The organism is Brevundimonas sp. Marseille-Q4549, from assembly GCF_976940555.1.
Genome location: NZ_CDRHXG010000001.1, coordinates 2,172,030 through 2,190,285, shown reverse-complemented (window position 1 = coordinate 2,190,285; position 18,256 = coordinate 2,172,030). Strand labels below are relative to the sequence as shown.

General features: G+C 66.8%; 13 protein-coding genes and 2 tRNA genes. 3 read left to right on the top strand and 12 right to left on the bottom strand.

The features are described 5' to 3' along the window. Positions 1-8: 8 nt before the first annotated feature. The 6 genes from ACWPV3_RS10725 to ACWPV3_RS10700 all read right to left on the bottom strand — a co-directional run bounded on the left by ACWPV3_RS10725 (position 9) and on the right by ACWPV3_RS10700 (position 10,885). On the bottom strand, positions 9-3,164 hold the full coding sequence (locus tag ACWPV3_RS10725; protein ID WP_453977852.1) for a UvrD-helicase domain-containing protein: 3,156 nt from the start codon (positions 3,162-3,164) through the stop codon (positions 9-11). After that, positions 3,164-5,830: a PD-(D/E)XK nuclease family protein gene (locus ACWPV3_RS10720; protein ID WP_453977851.1), complete on the bottom strand. Its 2,667-nt coding sequence runs from the start codon at positions 5,828-5,830 to the stop codon at positions 3,164-3,166. Before ACWPV3_RS10720 ends, ACWPV3_RS10725 begins: the two co-directional genes overlap by 1 nt. A 333-nt stretch (positions 5,831-6,163) precedes the next feature. Next, complete coding sequence (locus ACWPV3_RS10715; RefSeq protein ID WP_201097341.1) at positions 6,164-7,093, bottom strand: hypothetical protein; 930 nt, start codon at positions 7,091-7,093, stop codon at positions 6,164-6,166. Between the two features lie 363 nt (positions 7,094-7,456). Further along, entirely contained in the window at positions 7,457-8,830 is a 1,374-nt protein-coding gene (locus tag ACWPV3_RS10710; protein ID WP_207823814.1) for a transposase, read from the bottom strand. 256 nt (positions 8,831-9,086) lie between these two features. Then, complete coding sequence (gene fixJ, locus ACWPV3_RS10705) at positions 9,087-9,674, bottom strand: response regulator FixJ (RefSeq protein WP_312063163.1); 588 nt, start codon at positions 9,672-9,674, stop codon at positions 9,087-9,089. 14 nt (positions 9,675-9,688) lie between these two features. Further along, the gene (locus ACWPV3_RS10700; protein WP_453977850.1) at positions 9,689-10,885 is read right to left on the bottom strand and encodes a PAS domain-containing sensor histidine kinase; all 1,197 of its coding nucleotides are present in this window, start codon (positions 10,883-10,885) and stop codon (positions 9,689-9,691) included. Between the two features lie 418 nt (positions 10,886-11,303). On the opposite strand from ACWPV3_RS10700, the gene ACWPV3_RS10695 reads away from it, so the two are divergent. The 3 genes from ACWPV3_RS10695 (at position 11,304) to ACWPV3_RS10685 (ending at position 15,100) form a co-directional block, all read left to right on the top strand. Then, the gene (locus ACWPV3_RS10695) at positions 11,304-11,993 is read left to right on the top strand and encodes an alternative oxidase (RefSeq protein WP_178827013.1); all 690 of its coding nucleotides are present in this window, start codon (positions 11,304-11,306) and stop codon (positions 11,991-11,993) included. 165 nt (positions 11,994-12,158) lie between these two features. Beyond that, positions 12,159-13,367, top strand: coding sequence for an NO-inducible flavohemoprotein (gene hmpA, locus ACWPV3_RS10690; protein WP_184273611.1), 1,209 nt, complete (start codon positions 12,159-12,161; stop codon positions 13,365-13,367). 359 nt (positions 13,368-13,726) lie between these two features. Beyond that, positions 13,727-15,100, top strand: a complete 1,374-nt coding sequence (locus tag ACWPV3_RS10685; protein ID WP_207823814.1) for a transposase — start codon at positions 13,727-13,729, stop codon at positions 15,098-15,100. 484 nt (positions 15,101-15,584) lie between these two features. Here the strand turns inward: ACWPV3_RS10685 and trhO are convergent, their stop codons facing one another. The 6 genes from trhO to ACWPV3_RS10655 form a co-directional block, all read right to left on the bottom strand. Further along, on the bottom strand, positions 15,585-16,532 hold the full coding sequence (trhO, locus tag ACWPV3_RS10680; RefSeq protein ID WP_453977849.1) for an oxygen-dependent tRNA uridine(34) hydroxylase TrhO: 948 nt from the start codon (positions 16,530-16,532) through the stop codon (positions 15,585-15,587). 30 nt (positions 16,533-16,562) lie between these two features. Beyond that, positions 16,563-16,639 (bottom strand) — tRNA-Arg (locus ACWPV3_RS10675). A 12-nt stretch (positions 16,640-16,651) separates the two neighbouring features. Continuing rightward, positions 16,652-16,957 (bottom strand): ETC complex I subunit, encoded by a 306-nt coding sequence (locus tag ACWPV3_RS10670; protein ID WP_292087870.1) that lies wholly within the window; start codon positions 16,955-16,957, stop codon positions 16,652-16,654. Positions 16,958-17,034: 77 nt separating this feature from the next. After that, a tRNA-Pro gene (locus ACWPV3_RS10665) sits at positions 17,035-17,111 on the bottom strand. 45 nt (positions 17,112-17,156) lie between these two features. Then, positions 17,157-17,636 (bottom strand): DUF192 domain-containing protein, encoded by a 480-nt coding sequence (locus tag ACWPV3_RS10660; RefSeq protein ID WP_453977848.1) that lies wholly within the window; start codon positions 17,634-17,636, stop codon positions 17,157-17,159. 24 nt (positions 17,637-17,660) lie between these two features. Beyond that, the gene (locus tag ACWPV3_RS10655; protein WP_313453810.1) at positions 17,661-18,194 is read right to left on the bottom strand and encodes a cold-shock protein; all 534 of its coding nucleotides are present in this window, start codon (positions 18,192-18,194) and stop codon (positions 17,661-17,663) included. Positions 18,195-18,256 lie beyond the last annotated feature (62 nt).

Genomic DNA, 18,256 nt, shown 5'->3' with positions numbered 1-18,256 from the left:
CCGCGCTCTCACGTCGCTTCGCTGTCCCTTTCCAGCCTCAGGATCGCGCCGACCACGGGCATATGGATGAACAGGGCGTCGCAGGCGTCCGACGAGGCCGCGGTCACCGCGTCGGCGTAGAGTCCCAACTGGGGGGCGTGTCCCAGCGCGTGTTCATCCCACCGGTCGAACGCCCCTGGGAAGCTCTTGTGGTCCACGAGAGCGACGCCCGAAGCGTGCCGGACCAGCAGATCGATCCGCCCTTGGACGATCTGATCGCCGACGCGGGCGCGGATCGGGCTTTCGCTGAGGATCGCGCCGTCGGGCCACCGCTCTGCCAGCCAGGCGCGAAGACGGGTGGACGCCTCCACGGCGTCTGTCGCGGACAGCCCGGCCACCGACCAGCGCCGCAGGATGGCGTCCGCATCGGCGAGACGCCGGGCACCGTCCCGCGTCGGATCGTCGTAAGCCAGGATGGCGTGCAGGGCTTCGCCCAGGGCCGCCATGTCGGTCACCCCATCGATCCCGAGCCTTGGTCCGAGATCCACCCGTTCGGCCACGCGCCAGCCGCCGCCGCTCGCGCCGCTGGGCTTGACGAACAGGGGAGACGCAGGCGGCGCCGCAGCGACGCGCGCGGTCACGTGAGGCGCCTGCGGATACCGTGGCGCTGCGCTCTCGTCCGCCGCCAGCACACGCACATCGGCCAGGAAGGTCGCGTCGCCGACGCCGATCAGATTGTCTTCCACGGCCGGCGGTGTGACGTGGGGCGGCGCGTCGGCTGCGTCCAGCACCGCCAGCCACGCAGGGCGTTTCGGCGGCGCGGCGAAGATCAGATAGTCCCTGGCTCGCGTGACGCCGACGTAGAGCAGGCGCGTGTCTTCCTGCACGGCGCGTCGCCAGGCGGCCTGGCCGAACGCGGACCCGGCCGCCGCCGCCTCCAGGGCGCTGCCCCCGCCCGCGGAATCGTAAGGCCATGGCCAGAACCGGATCCAGCGATTGGCCAGCGGGTCCCGCCAATCCATCTCACCATCCACTTCCGCCGCGGGCTCGAACAGGCGGGCCTTGGGCTCCCAGCCGAGTCCGACGAGAACCGTCATCGGCCATTCGAGGCCCTTGGCGCCGTGATAGGTCATCACCTGGACGGCGTCGGCCGCGAGGCTGGGCGGGCGCTTGGGATCGGCGCCGTCGAGCGCGAGGATCAGGCCGGGAAGCGTCGCGGGCGCGCCGGACGAGACGCACTCTGTCTCATAGGTTCGCGCGAACCCCCGCAGGGCTTCAAGGTCGTCGAACCGGATCGAGGTGTCGCCCCAGCGCTCAATGCGCGCCATCACCTCCGGAAGGGCGGTCACCGCGTCGACCAGTTCCGCAGGCGTGAGGGCGAGTGTGTCCGTACGCAGCACGGCGAGCGCCTCGGCGACCGGCACGAGGTCGGACAGGGCGGATTCGGCGTCGGCCTCGGTCGCGGCACCGAGCCAGGCGTCCGATTCCGGATCGTCCGAGAAGAACCGGGCCAGCTCGGCCAGGGCGAGGCGATCAGAAGCGTCGGCGACCCAGCGGCAGGCCGCGAGAACCAGTTCGACATGGGGCGTTCGCGCGAGCCCCCCACGCTCCACCGCCACCGGCAGGCCGGCCTGGCTGAGCGCCCGGGCGTAGCGGGCCACGTCGGTGTTGGTGCGGCAGAGCACGGCGATGTCACCGATCGAGAGCGGGTGGTGCTCGCCCGACCGGTCCTCCACCAACCATTCACCGCCGTCATCGAGGCAGGCGACGACCTGCGCGGCGAGCGCCTGAGCCTGCTCATCGACCTTGCCGGTCAGGGTCCACCAGCCCAAAGCGGCCCGGTCAAAACCGGTCTCGGAGCGGTTGGTCCCGGCGAAGGCGTGATTGGCCGCCGGCAATCCCATGCGGTCGAAGGCCGGCGTGAACAGGGCGTTCGACAGGTCAATGATGCCCTGACGGCTGCGCCAGGAGGTGGCCAGCACGTCCGCCGCCTCTCCCTGCGAGGCGGCGCCGGCGAACGCGGCCTGCGTCAGATCCGTGTCGGCGCCTCGGAAGCCGTAGATGGCCTGTTTGGGATCGCCGACCCAGGTGCTTTCCTCGACCAGACCCGCGAGCGCCGTGAACACCGCCAGCTGAAGCGGGCTGGAATCCTGGAACTCGTCGACGAACACCCGGCTGATCCGCTCTCTCAGCCGGGCGGCCATCGCCGGATCACGCAGAACCTCGAGCGCCAGCGCCTCCTGATCGGTGAAGTCCAGCAGGCCCCGCTGGGCCTTCCAGTCCTGGTAGGCGGTGAGCGCTTCGGCCGCGCAGTCGAAGGTGGCGCGGATGAAAGTTTCGATGTCCCCGCGAAGACGGGGATGATCCGCATGCCGTCCAGCCGCGGCGGCCAGAGCCGTCATGGCCGAAGCGAAGGCGGGTCCGTCCTTGGTTGGCGCGCATTCCGCCTTGGCCAGCCTGGCCCAGGTCGGCCACGACAGGCTCTCGCCGCGGGCGAGACGCTGATGCGCCGCCCGGACGACTTCCATCGGCCTTTGCGCCTTCGCGCTCAGCCCGGAGGGTCGCGCCGCCATGACGGCCGAGAGGGCGTCGCTCAGGGCTGTGTCGAGCGCGTCGCCGTCCGACGCCGCGGCCGGCGGCAGCGAGCGACAGGAAGCGATCGAGCGGTCGGCGGAGACGCGGACGCCGTCCGCGTCCAGACCGTTGGCGCGCGCCAGGTCGACGATCCGGCGAACCGTCCGGCGCCAGTCCGGTCCTTCTGCGCCCGTCGGCGGTCGCGGGTCATTGTAGCCGAAGCGATCGGCCAGGTCGTTGAGGACCGCCGCATGGGCGGCGATGGCGCGATCCGCCGCCATCGAGAAGATCAGGGACTCGTTCTCGGCGCCGATGACGGCGGTGGAGGGAGACCGTCCAAGATCGAGCGCAAACTCCGAAACGATCTGGCCGCAGACGGCGTTGACCGTCCCGAACCGGGCGCCGAGCAGCCGGGCGGCCGCGTCCGTCCGCCCGTCGCCGAACAGGCGCGCCCGCGCGCGCTCGACGAGTTCATCCGCCGCCTTGATGGTGAAGGTCGTGGCGACGATCTCCTCGGGTGGCCGGATGGCCACCTCGGCGGCGATGTCGCCGACGATGCGCGTGGTCTTTCCCGCGCCGGCGGAGGCCGTGACGGCGGTAAGTCGGGCCATCACAGCGCCTCCACATTGATGCGGCACAGGCCGGTGAGGTCGCAGTAGCGGCAAGGCTCCGCCGGCGCCGCGAAACCGAGGTCGTCGGGCCGGTCCGTCGCGGAACCCTGCAGGCCGGCGGCGACCAGAACACCATTGCGGGCGAGCGCCGTCCAAGCCGCCCAATCCTGCGATACGATCCGCAGGGTGTCGTCGTCGGGACGAACAGCCTCGACCGGGTCGCCGGTCAGGAAGGATCCCGCGCTGGCGACGACACGCCGCTGCCGCAGCAGGAAATAGCCGCCGGGCGCCACAACGCCGTCGGTCCGGGCGAGAGCGTGATAGACGGCGAGCTGCACCGCGACGCCGTCTGCGACCATCGAGACGTAGCGGCGGTCGGACCGTGTCCACTTCAGGTCGAGCACGGCGACCTCGGCGCCGCGGCGGACCATCAGATCGATGCGTCCGGTGAGCGGCAGATCGCCGAAACGGCCCTCGCGCGACAACTCCGCGCCCACCACCTCGAGCCCTCGCTCGTGCAACAGTCGCACCAGCGCCTCCATCGCCGCGGGCACCTGTTCCCGCGCGGCGGCGAGCTCGCCGGCGTGTTCGGGCCGCGCCAATGGTGCGGCCATAGCGGGCAGGAGTTCATCGAACAGGGCCAGGGCGCTGGCGCGAACCTCGGCCCAGGGCGGCGGCGGACCGGCAGGCAGCAGCCGACGCGCGATCTCGTGGGCCAGAGCCCCGAATAGTTGGCTCGTCTCCGGCAATTGAGCATGGCGACCGCGGCGCAGACCGAGGACGTCCTGGGCGAACCATCCCATCTGGCAGTTGAACAGCCGGTCCAGGGAGGTTGCGCTTTCCACGCGGCTGTCGAGCACGGCCGACAGGTCGGCGGCGACCGTCCATCGCGGCGCGCCTGCGGGCGGATCGACCGTAGCGACAGGGGTGCGGGAGATGGAGCGCCGCGCCAGATCCGCCACGGGCTCCGCCAACAGACGTTCGGCCCGGAAGAACACGCCGTCCGCCGCGCCCTGGAGGAGAGGGCGAAGCTGGTGGGCGAGCGGGTGCGCGGTCGTGGGCTCGCCGCCCGCGAGGGCCGGCCGCACCAGCAGCATCTGCTCAGCCGCGTTCATCACCACGCGGGCGTAGCCGGCGCCGACACGCGCCGAGGCGGCCGCAGACGTTTCCACGGTCACGCCGGCCGTCGCGAGCGCGACCCGCTCCGCCCGGTCCCATCGCTCGGGCGCGACCCTCTCGCCCGGTCCGGCGAAACCCCACCAGATCACCCGGGGCGCGGATCTCCACAGCGCTCCGGGCACCCGAACGGCGCGCAGGGCACCGGCCTCAGCGATGTGGGCGGGATTGGAAACGCCGTCCGCCAAGACCTGACCGATCATTCGCTCCAGAAGCAGGGCGGGGATGACCGGAGACTCCAGGCGCGTGGCGGCGTCGACGAGGGCTCCCGCCGCCGAGGCGACGCCGAGCAGCAGGGGATCTTGTCCGGCGGCGTCGATCCGGATGGCCCAGGCGGCCACGCGCCCTGCGATCTCGCGCACGGCGTCAAGCGGCATGCCGACGGCCCGATCGTGAAGGCCGACCTGTGTCCAGGCGCGCCACTGCGCTAGTGTCTGGTCGGTCTTCCCCTCGGGGTCTTCCTCCGCCGCATTCAGCTCGAGAAGCCGCGCTTCGAGACCCGCCCAGGTCTCGAGCCAGGCGGCGCCGCCCGTGCCGGGGTGTTCCGCCAGGGTCCTCGCGAGGCGGCGGGCGGCCCACCGGGAGATGGGCGGACGCGGAAGCGTCATCAGGTCGAGGAGGGCGCGGGCGTCGAAGGGCCGCCATGCCGTCGCGAACGCCAAGGGCAGGACCTGCAAGGCGCCCCGCCAAGGCGAGGCTCCGGACAGACCGAGCGCCGGAAGACCCCGGGCCTTGAGCGCTCGGTCCAGCAGAGCGGTGTCGCCGTCGGGCGCAAGGATCACGGCGTCGGCGGGCCCCGACGCCAGCCAGTCCGCCACGGTCTCGGCGGCCATGACGGCGGTGTCTGACTGGATCACCACAAGCGAGCCGTCGCCGGTGAGCGCGTCCCGCCCACCCCCGGCCAAGGCGTCCTGAACGCGGCGCAGGTCCGATCCCGCGGCGGCGAGCGTCGGGGCGGAGGGCGGATTGATCTCCACCCCGGCCGCCTCCAACGCATCGAGCAGACGCGCGATGGCCGGAGGCGCCAGATCGCGAGGCTCGATCAGAGCGAGCGAGGCGATGCGCAGGCCGGGCCGGTCGGCGACGCTGAGGGCGGCGAGCGCGAGCCGGTCCGCCAGGCTGGGCGGCAACGGCGCGCCGGCATGACCGGCATCGGCCAGATCGTCGATCCGGGCCGCGCCGACGCGCTGACCCGTCCAGCCCCCGTCCACGAGGGCGTCGCGCCAGTCCAACAGAGTCTCGGCGGTGGACCAAGGGTCCTTGTCGAAGGACTGGGCCCAGAAGCGACCGGAGCCGGCGGCCCGCATCTTGCTGAGCCAGGCGGCGACGCGCGAGGGGTGGGAGATGGTCGGTCCCCCGAGGCCGAGCTGGGATTCGATCAGGCCGACAAGGCCGTGCGGCCCGACGACGGCGTCATCCAGATCGCCTGCGGCTTCCGCCGTTTCCGGCCAGATGCGACCGTCAGCCCCGAGTCCGAACACCAGTTTCATGTTTCGCTCCCCTCAGACCACTTTAGTGAGGCGCGCGTCTTTTCGCCACCATCGCGTGTGTCCGCTCACGTCGGTGAAGTCAGCACCGCATCAAAAGGCGGCCCGCCTGCTGCGCAACAAATATCGCGTTTATCGGAGGGTCCCTACGACCGCTATTGGCGCTTTTAATACCTTCGCATTGCGTGATCTGACGCTAGCTCGGTGGGCAGTAGGCGCATGGCCCGAGCGTAGGCAGGTTCACGCCTTCGGGCCAAGAGGGTCGGCCGCCATTGGCTGCCAGTCCGCCCGCGGCCGAGCCCTGGCGGAGCCGCGATCGGCGAGGTAGGCCCTGATTCAGGTGAAGAACATTCGCCGGGCCTTGTCGTCATGCAGGTCGAATTTGGCGATGTGGTTCAGACGGTGGGGCGCGGCGTCGCTGAATAGCGTCCAAGGCAGCTCGTCGATTGAAATCTCTGCGATCACCGCGGCGAAGTCCTTGTCATAACAGTCCGCCAGAACCTTCAGGTTGGTCGACGGAAAACTGTTCTTGAAGACGGTGTTGAAATGAGGCTGGAAATAGCGGATCAGCGCCGCTTCGTAGAGCGTCGTCCGCTCCGCCTCGTCTGTGCCGAACAGCTTGTCCAGACCGTTCCGAATCCGCTCCTGTCCCTGGGTACGGTCGGCGGCGCGGGGATTGAAGACAGTGATGGTGCTGTTACCCGGCTGGATCGCCAGCATCAGCAGCGTCAGGCGATAGCCCTCGGGGACACCCTTCAGGGCAATCTTCTGGAGTGTCTCGTGCTTGCGAAGGCGGTCCAAGGCATTGCGGGATCCATCCTCACCGAACGCCTGCCCAATGTAGAGGACCTTGAAGTCGACTCCCGCTGCCTGTCGGATCCGCAGAGCGATCGTCGTGTCATCCGGGAAGCACCGTCGTCCTCCCGCATCTTCACCCCACCAACCTTGGTCGGCATCGCCCTTGAGCTCGATGCCGGGAGGGATGGGCCACCTCAGGTCATGGATGGCGCCGTTGACGGAGTGACTGGTGACCATGTCGCCGCCTTCCACAACCACGGCCTCGGTGCGCACGACGGGCGTCAGGCCGACCAAATAGATGTGACAATCCTTGATCTGCGGAAGGAGTGGCTCGAGGGCTTCCGCCTCATAGATTCCTTCCGCAGGCATGGTCGCGTAGCTCACGGCGTACATCAACAGTGCGTTTTCGACGTCGAACGCCTGACCGTCGAACGGTGAGGCCGGCCTCGGGCTGGTTGTTTCGCTCATCCTAAGAACCTCCTGACAATGGCTCATCTCGGTCTTTGATTTGGGACTTCTGCCCCGGTTGGTCAAAGGGCGAACTTGACGGGATCTCGGGGGCGTTGATCCCAGAATTTTCATGAGACCCATGCACGGCGCTCAGACCATCCCGATGTGACGCTTACCCCCGCAAGCAGGCCATCCAAGGTAAGAGGGGCCATGTCCGAGCGTCTGGCTAAGGTAACTTGAACGTCCGCCATTGGTCTCGAGCAGCGAGCGCGACGTGTCCAGTTTGCGGACGCCACCCAATGTCTGCTGATGGCGGATTTCGTTGAAAAAGGCGGCTGCTGAGATCGCCGCCAGTAACGGACGCTGCGGCTTGCTCCCGCCTCACGCGGTCGCCGGCGTCGGCGGCGGGATCAGTTTGGCGAGTTTGCGCAGGTTCTGGGCGGTGGCGGCGAGGAGGAACTCGTCTTTGGCGCCGTTGGGGCCTCTCAGGCGCAGTCGATCCAGCTTGAGAATGCGCTTGAGGTGGGCGAACAGCATCTCGACCTTCTTCCGTTCGCGCCGGGAGACGACGTAGGCGTCGGTCCTGGCGATGTCGCGGGCGAAGTCCCGGGCGCCTTCGTGGATGGAGCGCGTGACCTTGCGCATCGGCGTGTTGGGGCAGCACCGGGGCTTGAGGGCGCAGGCCCGGCAGTCGGCCGTACTGGCGCGATAGCGCAGGGTGTCATCAGGCGGCGCTTGGGTCCGGGGCGTCGAGAAGACGCGCCGACCGTGGACCAGCGTCTTGCCCGCCGGGCAGCGGTAGAGGTCCTGAGCGTGGTCATAGGCGAAGTCGCTGCGCGAGAAGGTCCCGTCGATCCGCTGGGCCTTATCGATGACGGGGATGTGCGGCTCGATGCCCTGGTCGTGGACCAGCCAGTCCAGCATCTCGGCCGAGCCATAGGCGGTGTCCGCCGCCAGCCGGGCGGGCCACAGATCATGATGCTCGCGCGCACGCTCGATCATGGTGCGGGCCGCCGTCACCTCGGCCTGGCGCACCGCCGTGGACGGCTCGACATCGACGATGATCGCGTGATCCAGATCGATCAGATAGTTGGTCGCGTAGGCGAAGAAGGCCAGGCCCTTGTTGGCGCCGGTCCAGCGCGAGGCCGGATCGGCCGGTGAGATGAACTTGGGCGTCACCGGGGTCGCGCCGCCGAAGGCCGCGTCGTCCAGCACGGCCAGATACTCGTCGATGGCGCGGCTGGCGGCCTCGGGCGGCAAGCCTTGGTCGCCGGGCACGCAGCGCTGTCGGTTGGCGTCGGCCTTGATCAGGCTGGCGTCGACCGCGAAGCCTTCGCCGCCGACCAGACCCTCGGCCATGCAGCGCCGTAGCACCGTCTCGAAAAGCTCCCGCAACAGATCGCTGTCGCGGAAACGCCCATGGCGGTTCTTCGAAAAGGTCGAGTGGTCCGGCACGTCGCCGTCCAGGCCCAGCCGGCAGAACCAGCGATAGGCCAGGTTCAGGTGGACCTCCTCACACAGCCGCCGCTCCGAGCGGATGCCGAAGCAGTAGCCGACCAGCAGCATGCGGATCAGCAGTTCTGGATCGACCGAAGGCCGACCGATGGCGCTATAGAAGGGCGCCAGATGCGCCCGCAGCCCGTCCAGTTCCACGAAACGATCAATCGCCCGCAGCATGTGATCCGCCGGCACATGCCGCTCCAGCGAGAACGCGTAGAACAGGGCCGACTGATCGACCCGCCGCTCGCCCATCATCGCTGCACCTCCCGTCTCAACGACCAGAGTGAATCAGCGCGGCGCCCTCATGCCAATTGCCGAAGGCCGCCTTTTTCAACGAAATCCGCCATGAACGGACATTGCCTGGCGGCCCGAAAGCGGACGTCCGGCCGTCGGCAACCTCAGGACCGCTTTCGCCCCAGAGGACACGTTCAGCCTTGGCCCAGTACTGCCTGCGCTAGAGATATCCAAAAACCCATCAACAGCGCTGAAACCGCTTTAGTTAGGCGTCCGATTAGGGATGAACCGTGAGGTACATCCGCAAGAGTTCGGACAAGCTTCCAGCCTGCATCTTGGCCATGAGGTTGGCGCGATAGACTTCCACGGTCCGCGCGCTGATCTCGAGATCATAGGCGATGACCTTGTTGGCGTGGCCCTGAACCAATCCTGCGAGCACGTCGCGTTCCCGTCCTGACAGGGCGTCGAGACGCGCCACCAGCATCCGCTTCTCGGCTTCTGCCGACGCCGTTTCGCCCGCTCGATCCGCCGCACGCTGGATCGAAGCCAACAGCAATTCGTCGTCGAACGGCTTTTCGATGAAATCCACCACGCCTGCGCGCAACGCCTCCACAGCCAGCGGCATGTCGGCATGGCCAGTGATGACGATCACAGGTTCCCCCGAACCGTCCGCCTGTAATCGGCGTGCCAGCTCTATCCCGGTCATGTCAGGCATGCGCACATCGGTGATGATGCATCCGGGATGTCGGTCTTTCACGGCGAGAAAGGCGACGGCGGACTCGTGGGTTTGCACGCATAATCCGGCTGTACTCAGGAGGAAGGCGATCGAATCTCTCACAGCGGCGTCGTCGTCGATGACGTGCATGATCGGAGCGTTTGTCATGCGAGCTCTTCCTCAAGTCGGGCGCGATGTAGCGTGAAGTGAAAATCCGCGCCTCCAGCGGCGTTGGCCTCGAACCACAGGCGCCCGCCATGGGCTTCCATTATGGTCCGCGATATCGAAAGCCCAACCCCCATGCCGGCCCGCTTCGTCGTGATGAAGGGCTGGAACAACTGGACCGCCACATCGGGATCAATCCCCGCCCCCGTATCGGAAACCGTGACCTGGACATGATCCTCATCCAGCGTCGAGGCGGATATGGCCAGGTCCCGTGTCCCGCCGTCCTGCATGGCGTCCATGGCGTTTCGGATCAGGTTGAGCAGGACCTGCTGGATTTGAACCCTGTCAACGATGACGAGGTCAGCGGACGGATCGAGGGCGAACCGCACCTGAACGCCGTGCTCCCGCGCCCCGACCAGCGCCAGGGCGCTGGCCTCCTCGATGAGCGAGTGCAGGTTCTCGATCCGCCTTTCAGTCTCGCCCCGGGCGACGAACTCTCGCAGGCGCCGGATGATCACGCCGGCGCGCAGCGCCTGGTCAGCCGCCCGGTCCACGGCGTCGGAGACGCGATCGACCGACGCATTCTCCAAGCGAAGCAGTCGCCCCGCGCCCTTCAGGTAGTTGGTGATCGCGGTCAACGGCTGGTTCAGCTCATGGGCGAGCGCTGACGCCATTTCGCCGAGGGCCGTCAGACGCGACACCCGGATCAGGTCTGCCTGAAGCTCCTGCATCCTGGCCTCAGCCTGTTGGCGTTCCGTCAGATCCCGCACAAACCCGGTGAAGAAACGCCCCTCCTTGGTCCGCATCTCCCCGACTGCGAGTTCCAGAGGGAAGTCGGACCCATCCTTGCGACGACCGACCACGACGCGCCCTACGCCGACAATCCGGCGTTCTCCGGTTCGATAATAGCGTTCAAGATAGCTGTCGTGCGCTTCGCGATGAGGTGCGGGCATCAACAGGCTGACATTCTGCCCGATGGCTTCGGCCGCAGTCCAGCCGAATAGCCGTTCTGCAGTGGGGCTGAAGGCTCGCATGGCCCCCTTCTCGTCGATGAGAATCATGGCGTCGGGCACGGTGTCCAGGATCAACCGTAGATGGGTCTCACGGGAGGAAAGCTCCTTCAGAACCCGTTGGAACCACTCGCCGCCCCAGGTCACGGCGCCCGCGACGACAAGGAATAGCGCGGCCTCCGCCACCTGCGGCTGAGCGTCGCCCAGAAGCAGTCCCGTCGCGACGCCCAGGCCGGCGGCCAGGGCGCCGGGCCAGACGCCGCCCAGGGCTGAGCCCGCCACCACGGCCGGCACAAAGACCAGAAAGGACAGCCGGGCGTCGAAGAGGGACGGCAGGCCTGCTCGCGCCCAAGCGCCCATGAGGATCAGTACCAGAACCGTGGCGACTGCTAGCCAAGGCGAAGAGGGCCTCACAAGAGGAGAAGACGAATGAAAGACGCGCATCGTCCGCTTTCTAGCCTTGTTCACCAATGGGCCGCGCCTCCGGAATTCCCCCTAGGGTCAAGACCCGGATACCGCGTTCAGCCCGCCTCTTCTACATCGGCCTCATCCTCTTTCGCCGGACGAACCGGCCCGGGACTCCCCGGTTTCAAGGACCAAGGCCATGAGCGCCCCACTCGTCGATCTCTCCGTCCACCATCAACCCAAAGGGTTGTCGGACCGCGTCGCCTTCGGCTTCACCAAGCTGCTCCGCTTCTGTGCGGATACCTTCTTCGCCAAGCGATACGGACATCGCGCTGTCGTGCTGGAAACGGTCGCGGCTGTGCCGGGCATGGTGGGCGCCACCATCAACCATCTGAGCTGCCTGCGTCGGATGTGCGACGATCGGGGCTGGATCAAGACCCTGATGGACGAGGCCGAAAACGAACGCATGCACCTGATGACTTTCATCGAGATCTCGAAACCGACGCTGTTCGAGCGGTTCGTCATCGTCTCGGTCCAGTGGGTCTTCTACCTCTTCTTCTTTGGTCTCTATCTCGTGTCCAACAAGACGGCCCACCGGGTGGTCGGCTATTTCGAGGAAGAAGCCGTGATCAGCTACACCCACTACCTCGCCGAAATCGACGAAGGGCGCTCGCCCAATGTCCTGGCCCCAGAGATCGCCAAACGCTACTGGAACCTTCCTGACACTGCGACCCTGCGCGACGTTGTCCTCGTCGTTCGTGCCGACGAGGCCCACCACCGGGACGTCAACCACGGCTACGCCAACGAACTCGGGGGATTGCCGGTCCAGGCCGTGGCGCCCTGCCCGCCTCACGCTGCGCTGGAGCCGACCTGGAAGACTGCGGCCTGAAGCCTCGCCGTCTCCACCGAACCGTCTGCCCCCTCACGCGCGTCGACATCTAAGAAGCGCCGCGCGCGTCCGACCGATCTGACCCGGCTTGGCCACGCCGCCAAACAATCCCGCGGCCTGAACGACCGCGTTTTCCAGTTTCCAGTTTACCGAGGACACCTACTGATGTCGCAAGCCCTCAGCGAGCGGACGGTCACGATCGTCAAAGCCACAGTTCCAGCCCTTCAGGCCCATGGCTTGGACATTGTCCGGGAGATGTACGCCCGGATGTTCCAAAATCCGGAAATTCGCGATCTCTTCAATCAGTCGCATCATGGGGATTCTGGCTCTCAGCCCCGCGCGCTCACAGGCGCAATCCTCGCCTATGCCGCCAATATCGACAATCTCGGCGCCCTGACGGCCGCAGTTGAACGCATTGCGCAGAAGCATGTCGGACTGCAGATCATGCCAGACCATTACCCCCATGTCGCCAGCGCCTTGCTGGGCGCCATCGGCCACGTCCTGGGCGAGGCTGCGACCGAGGACGTTCTCACCGCCTGGGGCGAGGCCTACTGGTTCCTCGCGAACATCCTCATCACACGCGAGGCGGCCCTGTACGAGAATCTCGCCGCCGCCGAAGGCGGATGGAACGGCTGGCGCGCCTTCGAGGTGGCGGAAGTTCAACCCGAGAGTACGGTCATCACCTCCATCATCCTGCGGCCGGTCGATGGTGGCCCGGTGCTGGCTCACAAGCCTGGACAATACCTCACGTTCTGGCTTGACCTACCCGGGCATTCGCCGATCAAGCGTAACTATTCGATCTCCTCCGCACCAAACGGGGAGACCTATCGGATCTCGGTGAAGCGGGAGCCACATGGTCTCGCCTCGACCTGGCTCCACGAAAACGCCCGCCCCGGCCGAATCCTCAAGGTCGGCGCGCCGGCGGGCGACTTCTTCCTGCCGGATGATCCGCAACGTCCCATCGTGCTCCTGTCCGGCGGCGTCGGCCTGACCCCCATGGTTTCCATGCTGGAGGCGCTGGCGGCCCGACAACCACAAGCCCGGGTTCACTATGTTCACGGCGCGCGCGATGTCGCCTCCCACGCCATGGGCGATCATGTTCGCCGACTCGCCGCGGCCATTCCTGCCAGCCGCAACACTGTCTTCTACGAAAGCGTGCCGGAGGCCGCGAACCTGGCCGACCACGAACGAACTGGACGGATCTCAGGCGCCTGGCTGGCCTCGGAAACACCGGTGAAAGAAGCCGACTACTACTTGTGCGGCCCCCGCCCCTTCTTGCGAGCCCTGGTCTCCGACCTGGTCGCCATCGGGGTGTCCGCCGATCGCATCCACTATGAGTTCTTCGGCCCTGCCGACGAAGCCCTGGCGGCCTGAGGGCCGCCCCCTCGTGGTCTGCCGATGTCAGACGTCCTCGACCCGGCGCTTTTCCGATTCATGCGCCGGTAATCGGACGACTGACAGGCCGTCGAGCCCCATGCCGACAACTGCGTCAAGTCGATGCTCGGTTACAGGGCGTCGGCGCCTGCTGTTACTCTCGCCTCAATCATAACGATACTCTTCGAGTTAGCGTTGAGGGCGAGCGAACATGACCGCTTGCCATACGTCGAAGGAACGATTGGAAAGCGGGAGTTGGGTCGCCTACGCGCCGATTTCGTTGAAAAAGGCGGCCTTCGGCAATTGGCATGAGGGCGCCGCGCTGATTCACTCTGGTCGTTGAGACGGGAGGTGCAGCGATGATGGGCGAGCGGCGGGTCGATCAGTCGGCCCTGTTCTACGCGTTCTCGCTGGAGCGGCATGTGCCGGCGGATCACATGCTGCGGGCGATTGATCGTTTCGTGGAACTGGACGGGCTGCGGGCGCATCTGGCGCCCTTCTATAGCGCCATCGGTCGGCCTTCGGTCGATCCAGAACTGCTGATCCGCATGCTGCTGGTCGGCTACTGCTTCGGCATCCGCTCGGAGCGGCGGCTGTGTGAGGAGGTCCACCTGAACCTGGCCTATCGCTGGTTCTGCCGGCTGGGCCTGGACGGCGACGTGCCGGACCACTCGACCTTTTCGAAGAACCGCCATGGGCGTTTCCGCGACAGCGATCTGTTGCGGGAGCTTTTCGAGACGGTGCTACGGCGCTGCATGGCCGAGGGTCTGGTCGGCGGCGAAGGCTTCGCGGTCGACGCCAGCCTGATCAAGGCCGACGCCAACCGACAGCGCTGCGTGCCCGGCGACCAAGGCTTGCCGCCCGAGGCCGCCAGCCGCGCCATCGACGAGTATCTGGCCGTGCTGGACGACGCGGCCTTCGGCGGCGCGACCCCGGTGACGCCCAAGTTCATCTCACCGGCCGATCCGGCCTCGCGCTGGACCGGCGCCAACAAGGGCCTGGCCTTCTTCGCCTACGCGACCAACTATCTGATCGATCTGGATCACGCGATCATCGTCGATGTCGAGCCGTCCACGGCGGTGCGCCAGGCCGAGGTGACGGCGGCCCGCACCATGATCGAGCGTGCGCGCGAGCATCATGATCTGTGGCCCGCCCGGCTGGCGGCGGACACCGCCTATGGCTCGGCCGAGATGCTGGACTGGCTGGTCCACGACCAGGGCATCGAGCCGCACATCCCCGTCATCGATAAGGCCCAGCGGATCGACGGGACCTTCTCGCGCAGCGACTTCGCCTATGACCACGCTCAGGACCTCTACCGCTGCCCGGCGGGCAAGACGCTGGTCCACGGTCGGCGCGTCTTCTCGACGCCCCGGACCCAAGCGCCGCCTGATGACACCCTGCGCTATCGCGCCAGTACGGCCGACTGCCGGGCCTGCGCCCTCAAGCCCCGGTGCTGCCCCAACACGCCGATGCGCAAGGTCACGCGCTCCATCCACGAAGGCGCCCGGGACTTCGCCCGCGACATCGCCAGGACCGACGCCTACGTCGTCTCCCGGCGCGAACGGAAGAAGGTCGAGATGCTGTTCGCCCACCTCAAGCGCATTCTCAAGCTGGATCGACTGCGCCTGAGAGGCCCCAACGGCGCCAAAGACGAGTTCCTCCTCGCCGCCACCGCCCAGAACCTGCGCAAACTCGCCAAACTGATCCCGCCGCCGACGCCGGCGACCGCGTGAGGCGGGAGCAAGCCGCAGCGTCCGTTACTGGCGGCGATCTCAGCAGCCGCCTTTTTCAACGAAATCGGCGCTGATCGTACCTTCGGCATCTTACCTCGCGACAGGGTCCCAACTCTGGTGTGCCAGTCCTCCGGACCGCCAAACAGTCCGCGCTAGACCATCTTTCGCATCGCCACCCGCTTCGCTAAGCTGTGTATAGCCCGGCTGGCATCCCTCTAATCCGGCCACTCACCAATCCTGCAGCGCGCCACTAGCTGTGCTGCAGGGGCTTGAGGGATACTGCATGCATGACGACCGACCATCGCCATCGACCGCTCTGGCTAGTCGGCAGGATCCGCGCGCTTTGTTCGCAAACCCCGCGCGATTCCGGTTCGCGAAGTATTCGCCCACCAAGGGTCGGATTGGCGCATTACGCGTCAATCTCTCCAGCCGTCTTTCTTGGAAGTCACTGCGGGCGGGTCGCAAGCATTCAGATCAGCGACAGCTATCGTCGCCCTGCCGTACCCCCCATGTGAGTGAGACCGCGTTGGTGCGCGATTTCGACCTGGCGCTGACGTTCGGCGTAGCGTTCGCGTTGTTCTGCGTCGCGCGCCGACCAGCAGTGATCGCAGCTGACGCCTTCGACGTAATGCGCAGACGCTCGACCTGCGGCGTCGGTCGGCATGCGACAGGCCCGGCACAGGCTATGATCGCCTTGTTTCAGGCCATGGCCGACCGACACGCGTTCATCGAAAACGAAACATTCGCCGCGCCATAGGCTGTCGGCTTCATCCACTGTCTCAAGATAGTTCAAGATGCCGCCCTGAAGATGGTAAACGGCCTCGATTCCTTCGGCTTTCAGAAAGGCCGTCGATTTTTCGCAGCGGATGCCGCCCGTGCAGTACATGGCGACGCGTTTCGGTCGGCGAGCATCCAACAGAGCCTGGCCTTCGGTGCGGAACCAGTCGGGAAAGTCGCGGAACCTGTCGGTGTCGGGCTGCACCGCCCCTTCGAAAGCGCCGATCCGGCCCTCGTAGGTGTTGCGCGTATCGATCACCAGGGTTTCGGGATCGGCGATCAGGGCGTTCCAATCGGCCGGCGAGACATAGGCGCCGGCGTTGGTCGCCGGGTCCAGATTCGGCTGGCCCATGGTGACGATCTCCGCCTTGACGCGGACCTTGAGCCTCAGGAACGGCGGCGCGTCCGCCCAGGCGTATTTGACCTCAAGCGCATCGAAGCCCGGCATGGCGCGGATGGCGGCTACGACCGCGTCGACGCCGGCCTGCGGCCCCGCGATGGTCCCGTTCAGGCCCTCGCGCGCCACCAGCAGGGTGCCCCTCACCTCTCCCGCCTCGCAAAGCGCCTGAAGCCGCGCCCTGACCGCCTCGCAATCCGCCACGGCGGCGAACCGATAGAGGGCGGCGATCATGTAGGGGCCGTGGGGGGATGACATCGAACCTCCGGGGCCGAGCGTCATGAAATCTGGCGCGCCCTGCAGGACTCGAACCTGCAACATCCCGCTTAGAAGGCGGGTGCTCTATCCGGTTGAGCTAAGGGCGCCGTGATCGCCGGTCAGTGCGTCCAGGGTTGCTTGCGGTTGGTGGCGAAGTTGTCGGCGTAGGCCTTGATGATGAGCGGCGGTTCGTTCGGCTCATGCAGGCGGAAAGGAATGCCGTGGCGTTCGGCGTAGGCGACCGCCTCTTCCTTGGTTTCGAAGGACAGGCGGACCTGGCCGTTCATGTCCGTGGAACTGGTCCAGCCCATCAGGGGATCGAGGGTCCGGGCCGAGGCCGGTTCGAACTCCAGGCGCCAGTCGCGGCTCTTGGCCTTGCCTGACTGCATCGCGGTCTTGGCCGGGCGGTAGATGCGAGCGAGCATGGCGAAATCCTTAGCAATCCTCAGGTCTGCGGACCTGCCATAACGCGCGCGGGACACGGAATCCAGCGGCCGTCCATTGGTCGGGGCGAGAGGATTCGAACCTCCGACCCTCTGGTCCCAAACCAGATGCGCTACCAGGCTGCGCTACACCCCGGACCGAACGGAGCGCTCTCTTGCCACTTCGAGCCGCGATCCGCAATCAAGGCTTGAAATAATGATGCAGAACCCGATCGCCCGGCTTGGCGCCGATCTGATCGGCTACGCCGGCGCGCAGCTCCAACACGCCGTTCACCGCGCCGTTCGAGGGAATAGGCGCTTCGGAAAAGGGTGTCGTGTGGGTGGCGATAGAGACGATCCGGCCCTGCGGATTGATGTAGAGGATGTCCAGAGAACTGGGCGTGTTGCGCATCCAGAAACTCTTCTCACCGGCGGGATCGCCGGGCCACTGGAACAGCATGCCCCGGTCGTCGGCCAGGGGCGGTCTGAACATCAGGCCGCGCTGACGCTCGGGCTCCTCGTCCGCGATCTCGACCCAGAAGGCGTGCTCGCCAGAGGCGGTGACGATGGCCAGACGTTCCAGCGGTTGGCCGTCGGAGCCCACGGGCGCCTTGGCCGCACAGCCCGCCAAGGTCAACGCGGCCATACAGGCCAGAATAAAACGTCGTGTCGCGCGGGTCATGCGCCCCTCCCTGGGGCGCGCCCTTCAGCCGCCCGTTCTGATATCCGCCACCACCAGCCCCTTGGGACCGCTGGCGAACCGAACCCGGACCGGGTCGCCGGGCAGGAGATCGTCCAGACCGCAGCGCCGCAGGGTTTCGATATGGACGAAGATATCCCCGGCCTGGCCGTCACGCACGACGAATCCGTAGCCCTTGGCGCGATTGAACCATTTGACCATGGCCGGTTCCAACAGGACGTCGTCGTCGAACACCGGTCGGGCGGACACGGCCTCCGACCGACTGGAGGGACCGGCGCCCTCCCCCTGCCCCAGATCCAGAATCTCGATGGCCTGCCATCCCTTCGGGCGCTTGACGCAGCGGCAGGTGATGGGCGCGCCCTCGTCCGCCGTCTCGCGGCCGGTGTCGCGCAGGCTGGAAATGTGCAGAAGCACGTCGCGCAATTCGGTCAAGGTCGGATCGTCCGGGACGATGAAGCCATAGCCCTTTGTCGGATCGAACCACTTCACTCGTCCGACGACGTGGACGGTTTCGACCGCCTCTATCGAATAGTCTGACAACACAAGCACCCCCGCCCGCTCCTCCACGGACTCGCAGGTATGTTTAACACTGTTCCGCGAAA

Excerpts from the sequence above, each read along its gene's own strand:
- ACWPV3_RS10670 (WP_292087870.1), bottom strand. The coding sequence starts at position 16,957 with ATGCTCGCTCGCATCTACCGCCCGGCCAAGACCGCGATGCAGTCAGGC.
- fixJ (WP_312063163.1), bottom strand. The coding sequence starts at position 9,674 with ATGCACGTCATCGACGACGACGCCGCTGTGAGAGATTCGATCGCCTTC.
- ACWPV3_RS10660 (WP_453977848.1), bottom strand. The coding sequence starts at position 17,636 with ATGACCCGCGCGACACGACGTTTTATTCTGGCCTGTATGGCCGCGTTG.
- ACWPV3_RS10725 (WP_453977852.1), bottom strand. The coding sequence starts at position 3,164 with ATGGCCCGACTTACCGCCGTCACGGCCTCCGCCGGCGCGGGAAAGACC.
- ACWPV3_RS10685 (WP_207823814.1), top strand. The coding sequence starts at position 13,727 with ATGATGGGCGAGCGGCGGGTCGATCAGTCGGCCCTGTTCTACGCGTTC.
- ACWPV3_RS10695 (WP_178827013.1), top strand. The coding sequence starts at position 11,304 with ATGAGCGCCCCACTCGTCGATCTCTCCGTCCACCATCAACCCAAAGGG.
- ACWPV3_RS10710 (WP_207823814.1), bottom strand. The coding sequence starts at position 8,830 with ATGATGGGCGAGCGGCGGGTCGATCAGTCGGCCCTGTTCTACGCGTTC.
- ACWPV3_RS10715 (WP_201097341.1), bottom strand. The coding sequence starts at position 7,093 with ATGAGCGAAACAACCAGCCCGAGGCCGGCCTCACCGTTCGACGGTCAG.
- hmpA (WP_184273611.1), top strand. The coding sequence starts at position 12,159 with ATGTCGCAAGCCCTCAGCGAGCGGACGGTCACGATCGTCAAAGCCACA.
- trhO (WP_453977849.1), bottom strand. The coding sequence starts at position 16,532 with ATGTCATCCCCCCACGGCCCCTACATGATCGCCGCCCTCTATCGGTTC.
- ACWPV3_RS10720 (WP_453977851.1), bottom strand. The coding sequence starts at position 5,830 with ATGAAACTGGTGTTCGGACTCGGGGCTGACGGTCGCATCTGGCCGGAA.